The following is a 21,274-nucleotide window of genomic DNA, read 5'->3' on the forward strand; positions in this document are numbered from 1 at the left end:
ACTACGCACCCCGCTCACCCAGGTGGGGCGACCACGCCGACCGGGGGGGGGGGGGCTGGACGGAACCGGGTTCTGTGCTGGAGACCCAGAGTTGGTGTGCCTCACTCAGCCAGCGAGAGGAACCCGGATCTCGAACCAGGCCTGCAACCACCGCTGCAAGTCCTCGGCATCCCAGTCCGGGGCATTGACCACCAGCGCATCATGGGCGTCACGGTAGACGGCGGTGACACCGTCCTGCACGGCCAGTTCGGCAACCATGCGGTCCACCAGCTGTGAGTGGGTGGCGGCGATGTCGGCGCGCAGGCCGACGTCGAAGAACTCGGGTTCGGCCACGACCACCACGGGCGGATCCGGTGGCGCAGCCTCGTGTGGAACTTCCCGCAGGGCGTCGATCACGGCCGCTGCGTACTCGGTGAGCTCGGTGGCGCGCAGGGACTTCTCTCCGCGCTTGAGCCTGGCCACGCCGACCATGGGCAGGGTGGGAACGAAGATCTGGTGTCCGGACCCGGTGAGCACCGGGTAGTGGTGCAGGTGGTGGGACGGGTCCTCTGGTGAGCCGAGCCGCCAGGCCGCGTTGGGGGCGCCCGTGGTGATGACGAGAGTGAGGTAGGAGACGAGGCCGTCCAGCAGGGTGAACATCGTGGCCGAGGGCACTCTCATTCCGGTCACGGTGTGCCGGGCCCAGGAGGGCCACATCTGCCGGGGTTCCACCGGGGTGTCACCTGCCGGATCCGCGGCCAGTTCCGCGCGCCGGTCGGTGATCCATTGCCACAACGGGGTCAAGGAGCCCGGGGTGGCATCGAGCATGGCAGACGGGTCGATCCCATGGCTGATGAGCTCGGTACTCAGCCGTTGCAGGGCGGTGGGGCGTTCGGTGAGGAACTCGCCTAGGGCGGCGGCGGCCTGGGCGTGGGTCATGCGCCGGTAGTGGGTCATCGGCATGGCTTGAGGTCCTAGCGAAGGGCGGGCTCAGTGGTAGGGAATCGGCCACGGCAGCGGAAGCAGTGCCCCGGGGTCCATGGCCTCCACCGTAGTGAGACCGCTACCGCCGACGGGTTCGTGACGGGGAAAGACCCCGATGAGACCGGTGTCATGGTGCCAACGCTCTTCAGCGACTCCGGAAGCACGACCCGTGGCCATGGCGGGGTCAGGCGGCCGGGGGACAAAGAGGGCACCGGGTCCCTTGATCCGTTGCCCACCAGAGGAACGGCTCCGTGGAGAGGGAGCGGGGGGAAGCATCCTTGCCCGGGGGAGGACAAAGATGCTCCGGCAGGCACGGGCGATCCGGGGCGGGTTTCACTGTCCCCCAGGGACATGTGTCGCAGCGAAGCCGCCGACGGCACCCTGACGCCTGCTGTTTTCGACTCTACTGTTCGGTAATTGCGGGAGGGCTCTCGGGTGCGTGGCTACATGTGGGGACGACGCGACAGTGCCCCGCGCTGCTGGGTGGGGCACTGAACCTATGGGAGACGAAGGGGCATGCCGGTGATGGGCGCGCACCTGCTTCTTCCGCCTCAACCAGGATGCTCTTGGTGTGGTGAGGACGCAGGCTCAGGAGTGCTCAATGGTGTACTCAGCCGGCACCGCGGATGCGACATCCATGCCAGCTTCAGCGACATCTGCGTCCTCGGCTGCTTCCGCCGGGTCGAGGACTGCGGTGGTCTCGGTGCCTTCCTGGGACAGGTCCACGCAGAGCATGCCGTCCTCAAGGAAGGGCTTCTATCGCCTCGTGGCAGTGGTGTCGATGCCGTAGTGCTATGTGAAGGCGGTGGCCGAGATGATGGCCTGCCCTGGGCCCCGCTTGGAGCCGTTGCGGACTGCGTAGGCGTGCGGAAGGAGTCATCGGCGGCACGCAGAGCCATGACCTGCCGGTCGCGATCGTAGAGCAACTCCACAGTCTGCGCGTTATCGACCAGGTCGTGAGCGGCTTTGTTCAGCGAGATCACCCCGCGCTTTTGAATGGTGACACTGGGCGCCTTCGCCAATGGAGTCATTCTCTTGTCGAACGCTTCAAAGAGCATGATGCCTCCTATGCACGGCGGGTGATTCAGCAGTATGCATCGTATTCATTGCAGCAGTTACAGGCATGACTGTTGCGCTCCAGAGGTCAGGCGTCTCGGAAGGCATGGGTTATGAGGCGCTTTGGTTGCGAGACAGGGGACCGGTGTGGGATTGGCAGGCTGAGGTCGGGTGTTTGTCGTTTGGGCAGTGCAACCGGTGGGGGAGGGGTGAACGTTGTGGTCACCGCCCCGCGCCCTTGGCTCCGACGGGTCTTGTCCTCGGTCCCAGGGTGGGTGGTTTGGTTCTGGGGTGTCCGACGCTTCAGGTCACGAGAGTGATGGGGGATCCCGGTCCTGGTTCGCCCACGGTTCTTCGGCTGGGATTCATGGCTTTCCAGGGGGCTTGCGCTGAGGCCGCCCCAGGCGGGGGTGGGCGGCCTCAGCGCGCGGGGGTGGGGTGATCAGGGGCAGGGGCGCTTGGCGAGCTCGGACGCGAGGGATGTGGCGGAGGTGGTGGTGGAGTTGATCCGCCAGTCGGTCTCCTTGTTGTAGTGGAACCACACCAAACCGGTCACATCGGGCTGGTGGGCCAGGTAGTAGACCAGGTCCGCGTTCCACTTCGCCTTGGACCCGCCGGCTTCGGCCGAGGCGGTCTCGCCGATGAGGATCTCCTTGCCCGGGGCGATCCGGCGCATCTCGTCCAGGCCCCAGCCGAACAGCGCCCAGGGGTCCTGCCAGGTGGACCAGGACTGGGAGGTGCCCCAGTTGTAGCCGTCTAGGGCGACGGTGTCGACGTAGGTGGGCCCCGGGTAGAGCCCGTCCAGGGGCGTGGAACCCCAGTAGGGGGTGTTCGGGTTCCAGACCCATTCCACATTGGTGGCCCCGGCTTTGGTGAAGATGTCGTGGACGTGGCGGTAGGCCGCGATGTAGTCCCCGGGGCCGTTGCCGTTGACTCCTTCGGCCCAGGGGTACCAGTTGCCGTTCATCTCGTGCCCGAACCGGATCATCACGGGGTTGCCCCAGGAGCCCAGGCGCTTGGCCCAGTCGGTGATGTAGGCGTCGTGGTCGCCGGCGGCGATCCGGTCCAGGGAGTAGGCGGGCTGGTCCACCCCACCGCCCCAGGCCCACGGTTCCCAGGTCAACAACGTGGTGGCACCGGCGGAGCGGGCCTTCTCGAGCTCCCAATACGGGACGGGTTGTTTGAAGTCCTTGTAGGAGAGGATGATAGACGGCTTCTCCCCGGTCAGCGATGCCACTTCGGCCAGCTCCGCGGAGGCTGCCGAGCCGCCCGGGGTGCCCACCCCGAAGCGCAACGGGCAGGTGCGCACCGTGGGGGTGGTAGCCGTGGTAGCCGTGGTAGCCGTGGTAGCCGTGGTAGCCGTGGTAGTCGAGGTGGTGGCCGTAGCCACCGTCACGGTGGGGCCGGCCTGGGCGGCCGGGACCGCGGCCAGTGACAGGGCCACGGCCACGACGGTGGCCGGCAGGAGGCGGGATTGGGACATGGGGGGTCTCCTCACCCCAGCAGCGTCCGGGCAGGAGTGGCGGCTGGGTGTTCAACGGGTGGGGGGTGGAACGCTCAACCGTTCCATTCACTATTGTGAAGCATGCTGGGGGTCGGTGGGGTCTGTGACCCTCGATGGCCCACCAGCAATGGGCAGAAGAGCTCTGCGGTGCCTTGATGGCCTCGGGGCGCGGCGGTGACGGGCCGGCCAGCCTGGATCGGGGATGCGGGTGCCGGGCTGGTGGTAGGCAAAGGAGCGGGCCGAGCAGCTTCCCAAAGCGGTCATCGACTCACATCCAGCGGTGGAGCGGCGAGGCGGGATAAACGCTATCGGGGCGGATCCGCGTAGCGAGGTGCGCTGTAGAAGAGTCGGAACTTCCCAGATGTCTTGCACGGTAAGGGTTACTAGACGCTCAGGTGGCGAGACGATCGGGGGAGGCCATGAGTGGAGTGCGTGGTGAGGGTTGTGTCGCGATGCCGCTGAGCCTAAGGGAGTTCTTGGGACAGTAGCCGCCGGAGATTCGTCGGGCTGTTGTTGCGGTTAGTCGGTGAGGAGTTCCTCAGCGGCTTGGTCGAGCAGCTGACGATCGAGGCGGGGTAGGTGCAGAGCCTGATGGAGGTAGGCCTCGACTTCCAGTTGGCGGGCGTTGCCGCCCAGGCTGAAGTAGTGCCACCACAATTGGGGCACCGAGATTCCGGCCCCTACAAGGGTGTGGTGCAGCAGGCGGGCTTGCTGGGCGGTGAGGGCGTCGAGCATGGGGGGCTCCTTCAGCGTCGAGGCCCGGCAGGGAGCCTGCGTGGTGAAGAGGGGCGGCTGGGTGCTCAACCATCCCTGAGGCCTCCGAAGATAGTTCCCCACGCGAGCAGGTGCACACCAGGTGCGTTTAGTGGATCGGCCTTACTGGCGGCGTATCCGGTCGGTGCTTTGGCGCGGCAGCGTGGCGGTCGGAACGGCACCTCGTACGAAAGGGCTCGGGCGGCCTGGCCGGTAGCGTCAGGGGTGCACTGGGGTGTGGGCTAACATCACCGGCGCAGCGGAGGCCCCGGCGTGATGCCGGGGCCTCCGCCTCAAGGCACACCGGGGGAGGGGACTGGACATCCTTTGTCGGGGCGACGTGGGGGCTTGGTGCCGGCGCCGGATCAGCCGCGCAGGCCCGCGGTCTCGTCCTGGAGATCGTCGAGCACCCATTCCGCAAGCTGTCCGGCCGGGATCACGACTGCACTGTCGCGGATGTGCTGTGCAGCCTGAGGTGATAGAGGACTCTCGATGGCCTCGGCGTCGTAGACGGCCAGGGCTGCTGCGTAGCCGGCAGCCAGCGGCGCCCTCCATTCCTGATGACGGGTGTAACAGGAATGGCGCGGGTCGGCGCTACGGGCATCCAACCACCGTGCCGGCTGCCGGGAACCGGCAGTGACCGCAATCAGGCGTTGGTGCAGGACCCAGGTGACGTCTGCCCAGCGACCGGCCGGGGTGTCGACCATGGGGTAATAGGTGGCGATCCACTGGGTGGGGGAGTGGGGTTGGAGTTCGATGGCCAGGGCCCCTGTGGTGGAGGTGTTCATGCTTCTTTCCGGTGCATCGTTGCAAGGTTTGGACCGCGGTGAGGGTCGGGGGCGGGACCGCATCGGGTGGCTCGGGGAATCCCAAACCAGCGGTCCACCCTATGAGAGGAGTTCGGTAACTCTGAAAGCAAGCTGATCAATGTGACGTCCCACTGTCTTTGAAGTCTAGGGATGCGAGGCGTCTCGTCGGGGAGTAGATCAGCTATCGCCGGGAGGGGTGCGGGGACGGCCCGTCACCGCTGCCCTGCCCCGCTCGAGCGACTGCGGGTGACGCATCTAAAAGGTCGTCCTCTGCACCTCGCCCGCCGGCGGGGGCGAAGCGCGGCGCGCTGCCGTCACGTGACGGGATCGCGCAGGATCGTTCGCAGGGTGTCCTGTGGTGTCTCGCGCGTGAAGCTGTCGAGGTGGAGCTCGTGGTGCGGTCCATTTCGGTGTTTTACCTGTGTCTGCGCGAACGTGCCGAGGCGGGCGAGGGTGTCGAATTCCTCCGCGAATGGGCCGTGGTGCATGACCTGGACGACGTCGTGCTCCGGAACGGTGAAGAGCTCGAGGTCGTCGATGGGCCGTACGGAGGAGCTTGCTGCGCGGGTGCGCGCTGCGTTCAGGTCCTCGGCGGTGGTGTCGTCGGGGACGGCGGCCAGGACGCGGTATCGCAGCGAGGAGATCGGGTTGACACTGTAGAAGTCCGCGATTTCGACCGGGATCGAGTCTTCGGGGTACCAGTACTGGATCTCGATGACCGGGGTGGTCCCGGTGCCGAGCTGGCTGGCGATGTCACCGATGAGGACCTTCTTGCGGTAGAACTCGTCGGTGCCAGGGGAGCCAGCGCCGAGGATCGACGCGTAGGTCACGGCAGGGGTGCGCACGAACTCGGGGTCATCCGAGGCGTGGAAGTGAGGTGTGGCAAGCATTCCTGGGTCTCCTTGTGCCGTGCGATGTGTTCGAGGATGGTTCGGTAGGGGTTCAGGCGCTGTATCCGCCATCGATGTCCAGGGAGGCGCCGTTGATGTAGGCGCCATCCTCGCTGGCGAGATGGGAGACCAGTAAGGCGACCTCCTCGACTGTGCCGAAGCGCCCGACGGGGATCGTCGCGCGCAGAATGTCCCCGGCCGGTCCGTCGGCGGGGTTGGACGGCGTGTCCACGGGCCCGGGCTGGACGTTGTTGATCGTGACGCCGCGCGGGCCGAACTCACGCGACATGCCTCGGACGAGGCTGGCCACCGCGCCCTTGGTCATTCCGTAGAGCGACGTGACGTCATCGGGGAAATGGCTGGCGCTGACGCTGCCGATCACGATGACCCGACCGCCCTCCTGCAGGTGTGGGGCGCTGAACCGAACGGTGTCGAGGGTGCCGCGGATGTTCACGTCGATCATGCGGTCGATCTCCTCATCGGATAGCTCCCCGACCCGCTTCTTGGTCCCGCCGCCGGTGTTGGACACGACGATGTCGAGGCGCCCCTCCTGGGCGGCGAGATCGGCGATCACATCACGGACCTGCGCTCGATCGGCGCTGTTCGCTTTGATCCCAGCAGCCTGACCGCCGGAATCGGTGATGGCCGACACGAGCGCTTGCGCCTCGTCCGTCGCAGAGGCATAGGTGAACGTCACCCGCGCGCCCTCAGCCGCGAGACGACGAACGATGCCGGCGCCGAGACCACGGGCCCCGCCCGTCACCAGGGCGATCTTGCCTGCGTGACGCCCATCCACGGGGTGCTCGGGGCCGCTTTGAACGGGGGTGCTGTGTGTCATGGAGTCCTCGCGGGTTTCAGGGTGAAGGGTGGGTGGTGTCGGTGCGGGTGATCGTCTCGTTCAGCCCGGTGCGGATCGTCGACATCGTCTCGGCGAAGGCTTTGTCGATGTCGACGTCGAGCTTCTCGGCGAGAACGAAGACCCACCACAGGGCCTCGGCGAGCTTGTGCTTCAGCTCGGCGTCCGTGTCGCCGTCGATCGCCCACGTGCCGTCATGGGCCAGCAGGAGCCGCCCGATGTACCCGACGTCGTTGGAGAACCCGATCATCAGCTCGTGCGGGGACCAGGTCGTGCCGTTGAAGCGTTGCTCGAGGATCTCGTAGAGACGGCGAACCTCGAGGGCCTGGTTGCGGGCCGCGGCGAGGTGTGCAGATCCGGTCATGGGTTATGCCTTTCGGAATGGGACCGCGCACGGCGGTCATGCGATGCGGGATCGGGTGCGGGGAACACGGTGAGCGCGCGGCGGGCGAGGGCGACCAGTGCCTGTCGTGGCTCGCCGTCCGCGGCGCGGATGGCGAAACCGGTGGTGAGCGTGATCATGAACCGTGCGAGGTCCTCGGGGTCCTCATTCGGTGGGAGATCGCCGTCAATGATCGCGTGACGGAACCGGGCGGAGAGGCGTTTCTGGATCACCTTGCGGTTCTCGGTGAGGAGAGAGAATGCCTCTGCCTCGTGGGTGACCATCGCCTGCACGGAGAGGCATCCGGGTGGCCGGCCGGGAGTCGTGACTGCCTCCGCGTTGCCGGTCAGGAACGCTTCGGCGACCTCGCGAGCGGAGGGCCTGGCCAGGGCGGCCTCCACGTATCCCATGTTGCGGTCGATGTAGCGCTCCAGTGCTGCGCGGAACAGCTGGGCCTTGTCTCCGAACGCACGGTAGAGCGCGGGGCGGCTGATACCCATCGCTTCCGTGAGCTCGGTCAGTCCCGTGCTCTCGTATCCGTGTCGCCAGAACGTCTCGACAGCGGCGTCGAGGGCCACCTCCGGCTCGAACGTGCGTGGCCGTCCACCGGTTCCCATCGCCCCTCCTGGTAGTTACGTATCGATCGGTACGGAACTAGTGTGACACGTTCGCAGCGGTACCGCTATACCCTCTGCCGGCGCAGCCGGCGTCCAAGAGGCGCTGATGACCGCGCGCAGCGGCCAGTCAGGAAGTCAGGTGCCATGCCCCTAGGTCGCTACCGCATCCTCGGGTGAACCGCGTGAGACCGCTTGCGCGCGGAGCGAAAGGGCCGAATGACCTCCCCGGGGGCACGGCACTCGATGGGCCGCTCGAAATATTCGAGAGGACACTGCACTGGGTAAGGGTTCGCCGACGGGTGAGGCCGAGTCTTAGGAGCTTTCGGAACGTTGGCACGTCTCGCAGTTCAAGGGATGCGAGACGTCTCGGCGGAAGAATTTGCCCCCGCATGATTCCGCAGTTCGGCATGTCTCGCATCCTTGTGCTTTATCCCTACCCCTAGAATCGGATACTCAACCTTGGTTGCGAGACAGATGGCGTAGACGTAGGGAAGCTGATCGGGTACGCGCGAGTGTCGACGCGGCAGCAGGACGCCGACCGCCAAGAGTCCGACCTTCTGCATGCCGGCGTGCGGCGCAATGACATCCATGTCGACAGGGGAGTGTCTGGAGGCCGTGCTTCGCGTCCGCAGTTCAACAAGGCCGTGGCCGCTCTCGAGGAGGGTGACACGTTGGTGATCACCACGCTGGACCGGTTGGGGCGGTCGACGCAGAACATGCTGGCCTTCGCCGAGGCGCTGCGGGGGAGAGGTGCTGGGTTGCGGGTGCTGAATTTGGGTGGGGGAGACTTGGGCACGCACACCCCGATGGGCTCGATGGTGTTCACTGTGATGGCCGCGTTGGCGCAGATGGAATTGGAAATCAAGCGGGAGCGGCTCACCGACTCGGTGGCCAATCGGAGAGCCGCCGGCAAGGACCTCGGCGGGCGGCGCCCGGCATTCACGGACAGCCAGTTCCGCAGCGCCCTCCGGCTCATCGAGGGAGGGGGGCCGGCGACCCAGGTAGCCCGGGACATGGGGATGTCGCGAGCTACCCTGGACCGGCGCATCCGAGAGCTCCCGCAGCCAATAATCTGACGCGGTCATGGGTTACTGGCCGTGATGCACAAGACGCCGCCGCCCGTGAGCGGGCATTGTCACCGGGCGGGTCAAACGGGCATTACTGGCCACGGGGGTCTTGGGACACTTCAGGGAGCGCATCAGCGCACGGTGGAGGTCTCTCTAGCGTGTCCTGTACGGGTAGCAGGTGACGAAGCCGGGCCGGCCCCACAGGGCTGGCCCGGCTCGTGTCGATCGAAAAATATAACTACTGCTGGTCTCCGTCGTTCTTCCCGTTCAAGGCGTCCTTGGCCTTGTCCTTGCCCTGGTCGACCTTCTCAGGGTTGTCCTGGGCGTAGTCCTTCGCCTTATCGGCTGCTCCACCAAGATCCGGCATAGCAACTTCCTCCGTCAATCCTCTCCGCCATGACTCATCACGGTCACCGCGGGCTGACTCGTCCATCCTGACGGATGCCTCCTGAAGAAACCACCACCTGCAGGGGCCTCCCCGGAGCCGTCTCCACAGCCGCCTCGCCTGCCGGGGCTGGCGGCTCAGGTGTCGTGGGGCGACCTTAAAGGTCCCTCTTCGGCTCTGCGATCGGGCGGCAGGCCTGCATTTCGCCAGGACGACCTCCACGGCCCACAGCCGATCGGTGGATCGAGGCTCAGGGCTGAAGGAGTATTACCAGGCTGACTTCCACGACGGCTCCGTCGGGGAGGCTCGTCACGCCAATGGCGGCCCGTGACGGGCGACCGCTCTCTCCGAAGGCGGCCAGCAGCTCGTCGGAGGCTCCGTCGAGCACGGCAGGGTGGGCGGTGAACTCCGGCACTGCCGCCACGTATCCGGTCATGGACACCACGCGCTCGACACGGTGGAGGCCGCCCAGGTGGTGGGCGAGACTGGCAAGGCAGTTGCGCACGGCCAGCCGCGCACAGCCGCGGGCGTCTTCAGGGGTAGGTCCCTCCGATATGCCAATCATTCCTCGATGAACAAGAGTTCCCTGCACCGCGTGGGTGTGACCGGCGGTGAACACCAGTAGCCCGGCCTCTGTGACCGGCACGTAGGCGCCGGCGGGTGTGGGCGTGGGTGGGAGCGTCCGAAGGTAGGCATCATGGTCGGTGCGGGCGCGGCCCTGGGTGGGTGGAAGATCAGGAATCACGGGATTCTCCTTATCATCAAATTATTGTCGACGATCAGACACTATGGGAAGATGAGACATGCCTAACATCCAGAGGTTCGTTCCCGAAGGCCCTGAGCCCGATCGCGTCATCGGCGTGGTCAATCCCTATGACATGGCGTTGGACCGGGAGCTGTGGCGCTGGATGCCCGACAACGTCTCTCTGGCTGTTGCCCGGACCCCCCATCACCCCATGGTGGTGGACGAGATTATGGCAAGTGCTCTCGGTGACGACGCCGAGATTCGCTCCACCGCCCGATGCCTCACCGCAGTCGAGCCGGAGGCTGTGGTCTTCGCCTGCACGTCCGGGAGCTTCGTCAATGGGATCGAGGGGGCGCGGAAGATTTCCGCGGCCATCAGGGAGGAGACTCGTGCCCCCGCGGTGACCACGTCCGAGGCCCTGCTCGAAGCGTTGGACGTCCTGGGGATCACCCGGCTGGCCATCGCCACGCCCTACGTCCCCAAGTTGACGGAGCGGCTCGAGGACTTTCTGGCCGCCGACGGGCGCACCGTCGTGGGGACTGCGGGCCTGGGCCTGGACCGCCTGATCTGGCACGTGCCCTACAACGTCACTGCCGATCTCGTGCGCCAGGCCGACCACCCGGATGCGGAGGCCGTGTTCGTCTCCTGCACCAACCTGCCCACCTTCCACATCATCGCGGCCCTCGAGGAGGAGCTCGGTAAGCCCGTGCTGACCGCGAATCAGGTCACCGCGTGGGCGGGCCTGCGACGGCTCGGGCTGCCCTTGGTGACCGAGGACCAGCGCCTGGGTGAGGTGGGGCGCGCCGCCTGAGGCGAAGTGGCCCGACCAACGATGACGGATGAAAGACGACGACGGCGCCCCCTGAGGTGGGGCGTCGTCGTCGTCGGAACCGCTCGGCGACTCGGCGACCTGCTCAGCGTCCCGCTTAGTGACTGAACAGGGCCCCGAGCCCCTCGGCGCGGGCCGGGTGGCCGGCTAAGCGGAGCCCCTGCCAGGCGGTGACCTGATTGGCAGTCAGCACGGGCACGCCGAGGATTTCCTCAAGCCGGGGCAGCGCGTCGACCGTATGCAGCGCCGTGTCCGGGATTAGCAGGCACTCCGCGCCGGTCAGGTCAGCGGCGCGGGCGGTCTCCAGCACCCATTCCTCGTCCAGCAGGCCCGCGTCTTCGCCGCTGGGAACGTCGTAGGTGGACAGGGCGGTGACCGTGATCCCGTCCTGCTCGAGGAGCCGTGCGAAGTGCGAGGCGACGTCCTCCGGGTAGGTCGCGGCCACCGCGACTCTGCTCAGCCTCAAGTGATGCACCGCCTGGACGAAGGCCAGGGAGGTGGAGGAGGACGGGACGCCGGCGGCTTCCTGGATCCACCCCGCCTGTTCGCGGCACCCCTCCGAGCCGTAGACGAAACTGCCCGAGGTACACGCCCACATCGCCGCGTCGGGAGAGAGGCTCCGGGCCTTTTCGGCCGACGGCACCAGGTTGGCTCGGGAGCCTAGAGCCAGCAACGCCTCGACGTCGTGGTCGGTGCTGCCCTCCCAAGTGTGGATCACGGGGAAGGAGGTGTTCGGGATGAGCTCTTCAAGGGCGGGGAACTCGTCCTCCGCGCTGTGGCCAGGATAGAGGATGGCGACGGTGTGCATGGTGGTAGAGATCCTTTCGTGGTGTGTTGCGTGCCTCACAAAAAAGCTTACAGTTGGATTGTAGACAATCATAGGGTGCCGTTCCGTGGCGCCTCTGCCTTCGACCGAACGGGGACGATCCATGAGCCGATACATCACCATCACCTTGGAGAAGCGGGGCGTCACCGCCCGGGCGCGCCTGCTCGACGATGAGGCGCCGCGCACCGCCGAGGCTGTGTGGCAGGCCCTGCCCCAGTCGGGGCAGGTGTTCCACGGCAAGTTCGCGCGCAACGAGATCTACGCGCTCGTTCCCGCCTTCGCCGCGGAAGAGCCCGGTCCGGAGAATCAGACGATCACTCCGATCACTGGGGACCTGTGTTACTTCACGTTCGAGGGTGTACTCGACAATCCCGCCTACGGGTACGAGGCCTCGGCGGGGACCTCTGAGAACCGCCTGCTCATCGACCTGGCCGTCTTCTACGGGCGCAACAACCTTTTGGTGAATGGCGACGTGGGATGGGTGCCGGGCAACGTCTTCGCGACGATCGAGGAGGGGATGGAGGAGTTCGCCGCCGCGTGCCAGGACGTCTGGATGGGCGGTGCGCGCGGGGAGACGCTCAGCTTCGCCCGCGCCGAGACGGTCTGACTCGAAGCCCCGCGTCGGCCGGGCGGGGTGTCCTCGGGGGATTCAGTAACGTAGGATTGTAAACAATCGGGCACTTGCCTGGTTGGTTCCGGATCCCAGGACACGAGGTCAATGACGACGACAACCGCGCTTTCTGTCCCCGCCGAGCTCTCGGCCAACCCGCTTGACGACGCCCTCAGCCAGCTGAAGGCCGCCGTCGAGACCCTTTCCTACGGGCCGGGTCAGCACCAGATGCTGGCCCGGCCTCGCCGCGAGATGTCGGTGAGTATCCCGCTCCGGCGCGATGACGGCACCGTGGACGTATTCACGGGGCACCGGGTGCAGCACAACTTCTCCCGCGGTCCAGCGAAAGGAGGGGTGCGGTTCAGCCCCCACGTGACGCTGGACGAGGTACGTGCGCTTGCCATGTGGATGACCTGGAAGTGCGCCCTGCTGGACGTCCCGTACGGCGGGGCCAAGGGTGGAGTCACCATCGACCCCCGTAACTACTCCCCGGCGGAGCTGGAGCGGGTCACCCGTCGGTACACGAGTGAGATCCTGCCGATCATCGGTCCGGAACGAGACATCCCGGCCCCGGACATCGGCACGGACGAGCGCACGATGGCGTGGATGATGGACACCTACTCCACCAGTGTGGGCTTCACCGTGCCCTCTGTCGTCACGGGCAAGCCGGTCAGCCTGGGTGGGTCGCTGGGCCGCTCTTCGGCCACGTCCAAAGGAGTGGTGCACATCGCCCTCGCAGCCCTGGCCCACCGCGGCCTGCGGCCACACGGGAGCACCGCCGCGGTCCAGGGCTTCGGCAAGGTCGGGGCGGGCGCGGCCGAGTTCCTCGCCGAGGCCGGGGTGCGGGTGGTGGCCGTGGGGGACCAGTACGGAGCGGTCCACGCGGCCAGCGGGCTGGACGTCCCGCGCCTGCTGGCGCATGCGGGGCGGACGGGGTCGGTCATCGGTTTCGAGGGAGCTGATGCAATCGGCTCCGATGAGCTGTTGGAGCTCGACGTCGATCTGCTGATCCCTGCCGCGGTGGAGGGCGTGCTGCACGAGGGCAACGCGCACCGTGTGCGTGCAGGAATCGTCGTGGAGGGAGCCAACGGTCCGACGACGGCCGCAGCCGACCGGCAGCTGCACACCCAGGGCGTCCTGGTGGTCCCGGACATCCTCGCTAACGCGGGAGGCGTCATCGTCTCCTACTTCGAGTGGGTCCAAGGCAACCAGGCGTATTGGTGGACGGCCGACGAGGTGGACGAGAGGCTTGAGCGCCGCATGCTCCAGGGGTGGACAAGTGTCCTCGAGACCGCGCGCCGCCGTGAGGTCACGCTGCGCGAGGCCGCCACCCTGACCGCCGTTCAGCGCGTGGCCGAGGCGCACACCACCCGGGGCCTCTATCCCTGATCGGCTGGTAGGCCGAGTGTGGCCTGCCGAGTCGGCTACCAGCTACGTCCTGGTCAAGTAAGTGCGCAATCCGACCTACACCTCGGGGAACACTCCGTACCGGCACGCCATGGCATGGCACGATGCTTGTCTCCGGCAAGCTGGGAGCGGAGGTTGGCATCGCCGAGAACCGGCGCGCCACCGAGATCACCTCCGCTCAACCGCCTGACGACCCCGGTCCCAGCACCCCAGCACCCCAGCTCCCTCGAACGGATCAGCTCGATCGTGAACCTGACGGTGCGCATCACCTCGGCCGGGGAAGTCCGCGACCGGTCCTCACTCGAAGGAGGTCTCCGGCGGCTGGAGGAGGTTTTCGGCGTGGCTGGCAGGGACACACGTGCTGTGTTCAGGGTCTACGAGCTCCCGCTCAGGGTCGCGGTCGAGCGACCATGATGGTTAAGGCGTGATCGGCGGTTCAACGTGAAGGAGCGGGGCCGGGAGGATTCCCGGCCCCGCTCCCGTTCCGTCTTTCTGCGCGCTCTACTGTCATTCAGGTCCGCGCGGGGATACTAACTCCCGCGCCTCAGGCCCGGCGCACGTAACCCAGCTGCTTGTCCACCTGGTTGACCAGCTCCTCGCCGGTACACCAGCGAGTGAGGTTCTGTACGAACTGGTCCGCCAGCGTGTTTCGCCAACCGACGACGTCCCCGCTCATGTGCGCGGACACATGCACGTTGTCCATCTGCCAGAACGGATGCTCGACAGGCAACGGCTCCTCATCGAAGACATCCAGCGACGCGGCCGCAATCTGGCCCTCTCGCAGGGCCTGGACCAGGGCCGGCTCGTCAACCAACGCGCCCCGGCCCACGTTCACCACATGGGCGGTGGGCTTCATCCGGGCCAGCACATCCGCGCCGAGCAGACCGCGGGTGTCCTCCGTCAGGGGAGCGATGAGTACGAGGTGGTCCGCCCATCCGGCGTGCTCGGCCAGCTCCGCGCTGGGGACAACGGTCCCGAAGTCCGCGTCCTCCCCCCGCGCGGTGCGCCCGGCACCTCGCACCTCCAAGCCGAGGGCGCGCAACAGCCGGGCCGTGGCACGCCCGATCCCGCCCGTACCGACCACGAGCGCGTTTTGCCCCGCGCTGCGCCTTACCTCGCGATGCTGCCAGACAGACCGGCGCTGAAGCTCCTTGCTGGTGTGCAGCTGCTTGTCGTGGGCGAGCACCGAGGCCAGGACGAATTCCGCGATGGGCCCGTCGAAGGCGCCGTGGGCGTTGGTGACTTGGACGGAGGACTCCCGCAGCTCGTCGAAGAGCAGGGAGTCCACGCCCGCTGCGGCCACGTGGACCCACTCCAGGGAGTCGGCGTAAGACCAGGCGTCACGCAAGGCTGGGGAGAAAAAGTCCCAGACGAACAAGACCTGGGCCCCGGGCAGTGCCCCAGAAAGACCCTCCGCATCAGTCCACACCACATCGGCGTGATCCTCGAAATCCAAGGCGTTGTAGGGGGCGCTCGTGCCGGGTGCCGTGAGCACGATAACTTTCGGGCGACGCTGAGAGGGCTGGGACTGCGCTGTCTCTTCCATGGGCCCACTGTAAGACCCCGGAAGATTGTTGACAATAAGTCGATCTGTTGGGAAGAATGTGAGCCATGACATCTCTGAGCCCCGTACTCAAGCAGGCGACCCCCGTGGTCGTGGACCACGCCCTGGGCAGCTGGATCTATGGCACTGACGGCCGGGACTACCTGGACTTCACCACCGGCATCGGTGTCACCAGCACCGGTCACTGTCACCCCAAGGTGGTGGCGGCTGCTCGGGAGCAGGTTGGCAAGATCATCCACGCCCAGTACACGACCGTGATGCACCAGCCTTTGCTGCAGCTCACCGAGAAGCTCGGCGAGGTGCTTCCGGAGGGGCTGGACTCCGTGTTCTACGCCAACTCCGGCTCCGAAGCCGTTGAGGCCGCCATCCGTCTGGCGCGCATGGCCACGGCCCGGCCGAACATCGTCGTCTTCCAGGGTGGTTTTCACGGTCGCACCGTGGCCGCGGCCTCCCTCACCACGGCCGGCACGAAGTTCTCGGCCGGATACGCGCCGCTGATGGCCGGGGTGCACATGTCGGCGTTCCCCTACGCCTACCGCTACGGCTGGGACGAGGCCACGGCCGTGGCTTTCGCCCTCCAGGAGCTGGACTACCTGTTGAAGACCCGCACCGCGCCCAACGACACGGCGGCGTTCCTGATCGAGCCCGCCCTGGGCGACGGCGGCTACCTGCCGACCCCGCCGGCCTTCATGGAGGGGTTGCGGGAGCGCGCCGACCGGTACGGCATCCAGCTGATCTTCGACGAGGTGCAGGCCGGCGTCGGGCGCACGGGCGAGTTCTGGGGCCACCAGCACTCCACCGCCACTCCGGACATCATCATCACGGCCAAGGGCGTCGCCTCCGGCTTCCCCATCTCGGCCATCGCCGCCTCCACCGAGACCATGTCCAAAGCCTGGCCGGGCTCCCAGGGTGGCACCTACGGCGGCAACGCGGTCTCCGCCGCCGCCGGCGTGGCCACCCTCGAGGTGGTCAAGGAGGAGGGTCTAGTGGAGAACTCGCGGGTGCGCGGCGAACAGCTGCAGGCCGGGCTGATCCAGATCCAGGAGCGCTTCCCCGTGATCGGCAACGTCCGCGGCCTCGGCCTGATGCGGGGCATCGAGTTCACCGCCCAGGACGGCACCCCGGACGCCGCGACGGCCGCGGCCGTCCAGCAGGCCACCACGGAGCAGGAACTGCTCACCCTCACCTGTGGGCCGGAGGGCAACGTGGTGCGCCTCATCCCCGCCCTCGTGGTCACCGAAGAGGAAGTTTCCCTTGGGCTGGAGCGCTTCGAGGCCGCTGTGGCCGCTGTGGTCGGTGCTGTCCCTGCGGGCACGACGGGAGCCTGAAAGCACGCATGAGCGAAGCCACCGTTCCCGCCCTCTCCGACGTCGTAGCCTCTGGCACGGCAGCTACTGCCGCCCGCAGGGAGGCCGCCGTCGACCCCGCTGTGCTGGGCCTCCTCGCCGCGGCGGGGGTCGCGGCGGACTCCTCGCCGCGCCGGCTGGCCGAGTACGCCTATGACGCCTCCAACTATCGGGTGCCCCCGCTGGCCGTGGTGTTCCCGCGCACCGTGGAGGAGGTGCTGGCCGCGGTGGCGGCCTGCCGGGAGACCGGTACTGCGCTGGTCGGTCGCGGCGGGGGCACGTCCATGGCCGGCAACGCCGTGGGCCCCGGGGTGGTTCTGGATTTCTCCCGCTACCTGAACCGCATTCACAGCATTGACGAGGCCTCGGGCACCGTGGACGTGGACCCGGGCGTGGTCCTGTCGGACCTCACTCGGGAGGTGGAGCGCGCCACCGGCAACCGCTCCACCTTCGCTCCGGACCCCTCCTCGAAGAACCGTGCGACCGTGGGCGGGGCCATTGGCAACGACGCGTGCGGCAACCACTCTGTGCGCTACGGTCGCACTTCCGACCACGTGGTGGAAATCGACGTTGTCACCACCGACGGTGCGCGGCTGACGGCCACCACCACGGGTCTGCGCGCCACCGATCCGTCCGACGACGCGTCGGCCGCCCGTGCGGCCGAGCTGACGGAGTCGCTGACGCGGCTGGCGCGGGAGAACCTCGCCGTCTTCCGCGTCGAGCTCGGCCGGATCCAGCGGCAGGTCTCGGGGTATCACCTGGAGAACCTGCTGCCGGAGAAGAAGTTCAACATGGCCCGCGCGCTGGTGGGCTCGGAGGGCACCTGCGCCGTGGTGGTCCGCGCCCGGATGAAGCTCGTGCCCAAGCCTGCCAGTGCGCTGCTGGTGTGCCTGGGCTACGAGGATGTCGTGGAGGCCGCACGGGACATCACCACCATCCTCGAGTTCTCGCCCGCAGCGGTGGAGGGCACTGACGAGGCCATCGTGGAGACCATGCGGTTCCGGCGCGGAGCGGGCTCCGTGCTGGGCCTGCCCGCCGGACGGGCCTGGTTGTTCGTGGATCTTGACGGATCCGAGCCCGAGGCGGTGGCCGCCGAGGCCGACCGCCTGCTGACGAGGCTGGCCGAGAACGGCCGACTTGTGGAGGGTCGGGCCGTGCCCGACCTCGTGGAGCGAGCCTCGCTGTGGCGCGTGCGCGAGGACGGGGCGGGTTTGTCATCCCGGTTGGCCAGCGGCGGGGAGTCCTGGCCCGGTTGGGAGGACTCCGCCGTGGCCCCGGAGGACCTCGCGGACTACCTCGCGGACCTGCGCGTCCTGCTGGCCGAACACGACCTGGACGGGGTGATGTACGGCCACTTCGGCGCCGGGTGCATGCACATCCGGATCACCTTCGACCTGCGCACCGACGACGGGCGGGAGGTGTTCCGCCGCTTCACCCGCGAGGCCGCCGAGCTCGTGGTCCGTCACGGCGGGTCGCTGTCCGGCGAGCACGGGGACGGGCGGGCCCGCTCGGAGCTGCTGCCGATCATGTACTCCCCGACGGTGCTCGCGGCCTTCGCCCGGTACCGCCGGCTGTGGGACCCGTCGGAGATCCTCAACCCCGGCTCGATGACGGCCCCGGACCCGATGGACGCCCACCTGGCGCTGGAGGGCATCCCGGCGCGGGAGTGGCGCACGAGCTTCGATCTGCGCCCGGTCGGCAGCCACGGCGGCGGATCGCTGGTGGAGACCGACGACCCGGCCACCGCCCATGGCGCGGGCACCGACCCGTGGGTGCACGCCGTCCAGGGCTGCATCGGCGTGGGCCGCTGCCGCGCGGACACCGGCGGGGTCATGTGCCCCAGCTACCGGGCCACCCGGGACGAGAAGGACTCCACCCGCGGCCGGGCGCGGGTGCTCCAGGACATGGTCCGCGGTGCGGCCACCGTGCAGGAGGGCTGGCGCTCGGAGGAGGTACGGGAGGCCTTGGACCTGTGCCTGTCCTGCAAGGCCTGCGCCACCGACTGCCCGGCCGGGGTGGACATGGCCACCTACAAGTCCGAGTTCTTCGACCACTACTACCAGGGCCGACTCCGCCCGATCTCGCACTTCTCCCTGGGCTGGCTGCCGCGCTGGCTCAAGCTCACCGGGCGGATCGCCCCGCTGGTCAACGCGGTACTGGCCACGCCCCTGGCCAAGGTCGCCGCCGTCGTGGGTGGGCTCACCACGAAGCGCACCATGCCGCGCTTCGCCGGCGCGAGAGAGTGGCGCCGGGAGGTCACGGCCGCCGGTGCGCAGCAGCCGGGCGCCGGTACCGCGCTGCTGTTCGTGGACACCTTCACCCGGGGCTTCCGCCCCGAGGTGGCCGGTGCCGCCGCCCGCGTGCTCGCCGACTCCGGGGAGACCGTGGAGTGCTCCGCGGATGCCTGTTGCGGGCTCACCTGGATCTCCACCGGCCAGCTGGGCACCGCCAAGAAGCTGCTGGCCCGGGCCGCGGAGACGCTCGACGACGGCACGGACCGCCCGATCGTGGTCGTGGAGCCCAGCTGCGCCGCGGCCCTGCGGAAGGACCTGCCCGAGCTCGTCCCCACGGAACAGGCGCGACGGGTCGCGGCCCGTGTGCGCAGCTTCGCGGCGCACACGGCCGAGCGCGCCGCGGACGGGTGGACCCCGTCCCCGGCCTGCCCCGTCCCCGAACAGGTGGTGCTGCAGACCCACTGCCACGAATACTCGGTGTTCGGCGCGGCCGGCCAGCGTGCCGCGCTCACCGCCGCGGGCGTAACCGACGTGGTCGACGCCACCGGCTGCTGCGGCGTGGCCGGCAACTTCGGCTTCGAGAAGCAGCACTACGACGTCAGCATGCAGGTCGCCGAGAACGCCCTGGCACCGGCCCTGCGCGGCACGGGGGCCGAGACCGCCGTGCTCACCGACGGCTTCTCCTGCGCCATGCAGATCAACCAACTTGACGCCACCAGACCGGGCCTGCATCTGGCCCAGATCCTGGACCCAGGACGGCCGCAGCCGGCCGGCCCCGACCGAACCCACTCCACGACCCCGAAAGAGGACTCGCCATGACCACCAACGTCAACGCCTCCCGCACCTCCCAGCAGGCCCTCGACGCAGTCGGCACGGTCAGCACCGGCCTGTTCATCGACGGCCAGTGGAGCGAGGCCGCCTCCGGCAAGCGCTTCGACGTCGTCAACCCGGCCACCGAGGAGGTCATCGCCACGGTCGCCGACGGCGGCGCCGAAGACGCCCAGCGGGCCATCGAGACCGCCGGCCGCGTTCAGAAGGACTGGGCGAAGACCCCGCCCCGGGTGCGCAGCGAGATCCTGCGCCGCGCGTACGACATCATCATGGCGCGCCAGGACGAGCTGGCGCTGATCATGACCACGGAGATGGGCAAGCCCTTCGCCGAGGCGAAGGGTGAAGTGGCCTACGCCGCCGAGTTCTTCCGCTGGTTCTCCGAGGAGGCCGTGCGCATCGGCGGCGACCAGACCACCACCGGCGACGGCAAGAACCGGATCCTGGTCTCCAAGGAGCCGGTGGGTCCCTGCGTGCTGGTCACCCCCTGGAACTTCCCACTGGCCATGGGCACCCGCAAGATCGGCCCCGCCATCGCCGCCGGCTGCACCATGGTGTTCAAGCCCGCCAACCTCACCCCGCTGTCCTCCCTCGCCCTGGTGGACATCCTCGTGGAGGCCGGCCTGCCCGAGGGCGTGCTGAACGTCATCTGCACCTCCAAGGCCTCCGCCGTGGTCGGCCCGTGGATGTCCAGCGGCATCGCCCGCAAGATCAGCTTCACCGGATCCACCGAGGTGGGCGTGCGCCTGCTCGAGCAGGCCGCCCAGCACGTGATGCGCTCCTCCATGGAGCTCGGTGGCAACGCCCCGTTCGTCGTGTTCGAGGACGCCGACCTGGACCGCGCCGTGGAAGGCGCCGTCGCCGCGAAGATGCGCAACATGGGCGAGGCCTGCACCGCCGCGAACCGCCTGTTCGTGCAGCGCTCGATCGCGGACGAGTTCTCCCAGCGTCTCGCCGCGCGCCTGGGCTCGCTGTCCGTCGGCGACGGCGCGCAGAACGGCACCGACGTCGGCCCCCTCGTCGAGGAAAAGGCCCTGGCCAAGGTGCAGGAGCTGGTGGACGACGCGGTGTCCAAGGGCGCCACGGTCGTCTGCGGCGGATCCCGTCCGGACCGGCCGGGCTACTTCTACTCCCCGACCGTCCTGTCCGACGTGGACCCCACCGCGCAACTCATGAACGAGGAAATCTTCGGCCCCGTGGCTCCCGTGATCCCGTTCGACACGGAGGAGGAGGTCGTCCGCATGGCCAACGACACCCCCTGGGGCCTGGTGGGCTACCTCTTCACCCAAGACATCGACCGCGGCTTCCGGGTGGGCGACGCCCTCGAGGTCGGCATGCTCGGCCTCAACACGGGCATCGTCTCCAACCCCGCGGCACCCTTCGGCGGCATCAAAGCCTCCGGGCTCGGTCGCGAGGGCGGCCGCGTGGGCATCGAGGAGTTCCTCGAGACCAAGTACATGGCCGTCCCCCGCGGCTGACGCAACGGCCCGGTGCGCCGGGCCCCGCACGCGCGGGTGCTCCTCGCCCGACTGTCCTGGCCGGGCAAGGAGCACCCGCGCGTTTCGGGTACGACTGGATGCGTTCTCGTCTGCCCTCTGCCCTC

Annotated in this window: 20 protein-coding genes; 7 read left to right on the forward strand and 13 right to left on the reverse strand. The window is 68.0% G+C overall.

The window, feature by feature from the left end; all coding sequences use genetic code 11:
- Positions 1–105 precede the first annotated feature (105 nt).
- The 9 genes from RF647_RS08715 to RF647_RS08755 all read right to left on the reverse strand — a co-directional run bounded on the left by RF647_RS08715 (position 106) and on the right by RF647_RS08755 (position 7,830).
- Entirely contained in the window at positions 106–942 is an 837-nt protein-coding gene (locus RF647_RS08715; protein WP_368811373.1) for a hypothetical protein, read from the reverse strand.
- A gap of 609 nt (positions 943–1,551) precedes the next feature.
- A complete protein-coding gene (locus tag RF647_RS08720; RefSeq protein ID WP_368811374.1) occupies positions 1,552–1,689 on the reverse strand; it encodes a hypothetical protein in 138 nt (45 codons plus the stop codon).
- A 772-nt stretch (positions 1,690–2,461) separates the two neighbouring features.
- On the reverse strand, positions 2,462–3,502 hold the full coding sequence (locus tag RF647_RS08725; RefSeq protein ID WP_368811375.1) for a glycoside hydrolase family 26 protein: 1,041 nt from the start codon (positions 3,500–3,502) through the stop codon (positions 2,462–2,464).
- Between the two features lie 540 nt (positions 3,503–4,042).
- Positions 4,043–4,258 (reverse strand): hypothetical protein, encoded by a 216-nt coding sequence (locus RF647_RS08730; RefSeq protein ID WP_368811376.1) that lies wholly within the window; start codon positions 4,256–4,258, stop codon positions 4,043–4,045.
- Positions 4,259–4,641: 383 nt separating this feature from the next.
- The gene (locus RF647_RS08735; protein ID WP_368811377.1) at positions 4,642–5,064 is read right to left on the reverse strand and encodes a hypothetical protein; all 423 of its coding nucleotides are present in this window, start codon (positions 5,062–5,064) and stop codon (positions 4,642–4,644) included.
- A gap of 335 nt (positions 5,065–5,399) precedes the next feature.
- Positions 5,400–5,975, reverse strand: coding sequence for a hypothetical protein (locus tag RF647_RS08740; RefSeq protein WP_368811378.1), 576 nt, complete (start codon positions 5,973–5,975; stop codon positions 5,400–5,402).
- Positions 5,976–6,027: 52 nt separating this feature from the next.
- Positions 6,028–6,813 (reverse strand): SDR family NAD(P)-dependent oxidoreductase, encoded by a 786-nt coding sequence (locus RF647_RS08745; RefSeq protein ID WP_368811379.1) that lies wholly within the window; start codon positions 6,811–6,813, stop codon positions 6,028–6,030.
- Between the two features lie 16 nt (positions 6,814–6,829).
- Positions 6,830–7,195 (reverse strand): hypothetical protein, encoded by a 366-nt coding sequence (locus RF647_RS08750; RefSeq protein ID WP_368811380.1) that lies wholly within the window; start codon positions 7,193–7,195, stop codon positions 6,830–6,832.
- Positions 7,192–7,830, reverse strand: coding sequence for a TetR/AcrR family transcriptional regulator (locus RF647_RS08755; protein ID WP_368811381.1), 639 nt, complete (start codon positions 7,828–7,830; stop codon positions 7,192–7,194). Before RF647_RS08755 ends, RF647_RS08750 begins: the two co-directional genes overlap by 4 nt.
- Positions 7,831–8,279: 449 nt before the next feature.
- Here RF647_RS08755 and RF647_RS08760 point away from each other — a divergent pair, with 449 nt between their 5' ends.
- Positions 8,280–8,906, forward strand: coding sequence for a recombinase family protein (locus tag RF647_RS08760; protein WP_368811406.1), 627 nt, complete (start codon positions 8,280–8,282; stop codon positions 8,904–8,906).
- 229 nt (positions 8,907–9,135) lie between these two features.
- Here RF647_RS08760 and RF647_RS08765 read toward each other — a convergent pair whose 3' ends face one another.
- Both RF647_RS08765 and RF647_RS08770 read right to left on the reverse strand, forming a co-directional pair.
- On the reverse strand, positions 9,136–9,264 hold the full coding sequence (locus RF647_RS08765) for an Rv0909 family putative TA system antitoxin (protein ID WP_368811382.1): 129 nt from the start codon (positions 9,262–9,264) through the stop codon (positions 9,136–9,138).
- Positions 9,265–9,532: 268 nt separating this feature from the next.
- Complete coding sequence (locus RF647_RS08770) at positions 9,533–10,027, reverse strand: RidA family protein (protein WP_368811383.1); 495 nt, start codon at positions 10,025–10,027, stop codon at positions 9,533–9,535.
- 58 nt (positions 10,028–10,085) lie between these two features.
- Between RF647_RS08770 and RF647_RS08775 the strand changes: the two genes are divergently transcribed.
- Positions 10,086–10,838 (forward strand): hypothetical protein, encoded by a 753-nt coding sequence (locus RF647_RS08775; RefSeq protein WP_017831929.1) that lies wholly within the window; start codon positions 10,086–10,088, stop codon positions 10,836–10,838.
- 115 nt (positions 10,839–10,953) lie between these two features.
- Here RF647_RS08775 and RF647_RS08780 read toward each other — a convergent pair whose 3' ends face one another.
- On the reverse strand, positions 10,954–11,664 hold the full coding sequence (locus RF647_RS08780; protein ID WP_368811384.1) for a maleate cis-trans isomerase: 711 nt from the start codon (positions 11,662–11,664) through the stop codon (positions 10,954–10,956).
- Positions 11,665–11,785: 121 nt separating this feature from the next.
- Between RF647_RS08780 and RF647_RS08785 the strand changes: the two genes are divergently transcribed.
- Together RF647_RS08785 and RF647_RS08790 are read left to right on the forward strand one after the other, a co-directional pair.
- Positions 11,786–12,289 (forward strand): DUF3830 family protein, encoded by a 504-nt coding sequence (locus RF647_RS08785; RefSeq protein ID WP_017831931.1) that lies wholly within the window; start codon positions 11,786–11,788, stop codon positions 12,287–12,289.
- Positions 12,290–12,400: 111 nt separating this feature from the next.
- Complete coding sequence (locus tag RF647_RS08790) at positions 12,401–13,681, forward strand: Glu/Leu/Phe/Val dehydrogenase (protein ID WP_368811385.1); 1,281 nt, start codon at positions 12,401–12,403, stop codon at positions 13,679–13,681.
- Positions 13,682–14,243: 562 nt separating this feature from the next.
- Here the strand turns inward: RF647_RS08790 and RF647_RS08795 are convergent.
- The gene (locus RF647_RS08795) at positions 14,244–15,245 is read right to left on the reverse strand and encodes a D-2-hydroxyacid dehydrogenase (RefSeq protein ID WP_368811386.1); all 1,002 of its coding nucleotides are present in this window, start codon (positions 15,243–15,245) and stop codon (positions 14,244–14,246) included.
- A gap of 65 nt (positions 15,246–15,310) precedes the next feature.
- Between RF647_RS08795 and RF647_RS08800 the strand changes: the two genes are divergently transcribed.
- Genes RF647_RS08800 through RF647_RS08810 form a run of 3 tightly spaced genes read left to right on the forward strand, consistent with a single transcriptional unit; the run spans position 15,311 to position 21,149 of the window.
- The gene (locus RF647_RS08800) at positions 15,311–16,591 is read left to right on the forward strand and encodes an aspartate aminotransferase family protein (RefSeq protein WP_368811387.1); all 1,281 of its coding nucleotides are present in this window, start codon (positions 15,311–15,313) and stop codon (positions 16,589–16,591) included.
- Positions 16,592–16,599: 8 nt separating this feature from the next.
- A complete protein-coding gene (locus RF647_RS08805; protein WP_368811388.1) occupies positions 16,600–19,662 on the forward strand; it encodes an FAD-binding and (Fe-S)-binding domain-containing protein in 3,063 nt (1,020 codons plus the stop codon).
- Complete coding sequence (locus RF647_RS08810) at positions 19,659–21,149, forward strand: NAD-dependent succinate-semialdehyde dehydrogenase (protein ID WP_368811389.1); 1,491 nt, start codon at positions 19,659–19,661, stop codon at positions 21,147–21,149. The genes RF647_RS08805 and RF647_RS08810 overlap by 4 nt, the downstream gene beginning before the upstream one ends.
- Positions 21,150–21,274 lie beyond the last annotated feature (125 nt).

The organism is Kocuria sp. CPCC 205263, assembly GCF_040981075.1.
Taxonomy (GTDB): domain Bacteria; phylum Actinomycetota; class Actinomycetes; order Actinomycetales; family Micrococcaceae; genus Kocuria; species Kocuria rosea.

Bases quoted from the DNA above. Each gene is read 5' to 3' on its own strand.
- RF647_RS08745 (WP_368811379.1), bottom strand. From the start codon at position 6,813: ATGACACACAGCACCCCCGTTCAAAGCGGCCCCGAGCACCCCGTGGAT.
- RF647_RS08750 (WP_368811380.1), bottom strand. From the start codon at position 7,195: ATGACCGGATCTGCACACCTCGCCGCGGCCCGCAACCAGGCCCTCGAG.
- RF647_RS08805 (WP_368811388.1), top strand. From the start codon at position 16,600: ATGAGCGAAGCCACCGTTCCCGCCCTCTCCGACGTCGTAGCCTCTGGC.
- RF647_RS08780 (WP_368811384.1), bottom strand. From the start codon at position 11,664: ATGCACACCGTCGCCATCCTCTATCCTGGCCACAGCGCGGAGGACGAG.
- RF647_RS08715 (WP_368811373.1), bottom strand. From the start codon at position 942: ATGCCGATGACCCACTACCGGCGCATGACCCACGCCCAGGCCGCCGCC.
- RF647_RS08775 (WP_017831929.1), top strand. From the start codon at position 10,086: ATGCCTAACATCCAGAGGTTCGTTCCCGAAGGCCCTGAGCCCGATCGC.
- RF647_RS08730 (WP_368811376.1), bottom strand. From the start codon at position 4,258: ATGCTCGACGCCCTCACCGCCCAGCAAGCCCGCCTGCTGCACCACACC.
- RF647_RS08800 (WP_368811387.1), top strand. From the start codon at position 15,311: ATGACATCTCTGAGCCCCGTACTCAAGCAGGCGACCCCCGTGGTCGTG.
- RF647_RS08795 (WP_368811386.1), bottom strand. From the start codon at position 15,245: ATGGAAGAGACAGCGCAGTCCCAGCCCTCTCAGCGTCGCCCGAAAGTT.
- RF647_RS08790 (WP_368811385.1), top strand. From the start codon at position 12,401: ATGACGACGACAACCGCGCTTTCTGTCCCCGCCGAGCTCTCGGCCAAC.
- RF647_RS08725 (WP_368811375.1), bottom strand. From the start codon at position 3,502: ATGTCCCAATCCCGCCTCCTGCCGGCCACCGTCGTGGCCGTGGCCCTG.
- RF647_RS08755 (WP_368811381.1), bottom strand. From the start codon at position 7,830: ATGGGAACCGGTGGACGGCCACGCACGTTCGAGCCGGAGGTGGCCCTC.
- RF647_RS08735 (WP_368811377.1), bottom strand. From the start codon at position 5,064: ATGAACACCTCCACCACAGGGGCCCTGGCCATCGAACTCCAACCCCAC.
- RF647_RS08765 (WP_368811382.1), bottom strand. From the start codon at position 9,264: ATGCCGGATCTTGGTGGAGCAGCCGATAAGGCGAAGGACTACGCCCAG.
- RF647_RS08785 (WP_017831931.1), top strand. From the start codon at position 11,786: ATGAGCCGATACATCACCATCACCTTGGAGAAGCGGGGCGTCACCGCC.
- RF647_RS08740 (WP_368811378.1), bottom strand. From the start codon at position 5,975: ATGCTTGCCACACCTCACTTCCACGCCTCGGATGACCCCGAGTTCGTG.
- RF647_RS08810 (WP_368811389.1), top strand. From the start codon at position 19,659: ATGACCACCAACGTCAACGCCTCCCGCACCTCCCAGCAGGCCCTCGAC.